The sequence below is a fragment of the Paenibacillus sp. P4_E11 genome, assembly GCF_056401635.1.
Map to the genome: position 1 here is coordinate 1 of NZ_JBFUIX010000691.1, position 608 is coordinate 608.

Consider the following 608-nt stretch of genomic DNA (forward strand, 5'->3'; position numbering starts at 1 on the left):
AAACATCCCTGCCCAAGCGCCATAAAATTTAGTTCCAAACATTCCGTGTTTTAACTTCCTATGACTCCTTAATTCTTGATTTAAGCACCCACAACTTTTTGAATTACCCCGGCTTAGGTTAGCTCCTATGCATATTGCGAATTCGCCACAATCRCATTGGCACTTCCACATGGTTGACTTATTTTTGTTTTGTCCGTGATATTCGATCACTACCAAGCGCCCATACTTATTTCCAATAAGATTTTTGAAATTGTAATTAGTGGGTAGTGCTTGCATCTATGCTCACTCCCTAAAGTTTGGTATAATTGCCTTACAACTCGATTTCCTTTACGCGCCTTCCACAGTTCCCGCTGTGAGGGCGTTTTTTATTTGCTCGTACTCTCTCGCGATCCCGATCCAACAGGAGCGCTCTGCACTTCCTGGCGGGGATTCCATCATGCAACGGTAACAGTGACGTAGTTTGGCGTAGATGTCGGCGATGGTCATTTGTCCAACCTCAATTTAGCCCAATTCGCAAAAGTACTGTACCAACATGTGCCGCCTTTATATTCATTACCGTCTGAATCTACTCGTACATATTCGATGTCAGCTCCGACAGGACTTAATAC

At 43.7% G+C, this 608-nt stretch carries 1 pseudogene; it reads right to left on the minus strand.

The window, feature by feature from the left end:
- Window positions 1–276: pseudogene (locus AC1DWB_RS36955) on the minus strand (hypothetical protein); the annotation flags it as partial.
- Window positions 277–608 lie beyond the last annotated feature (332 nt).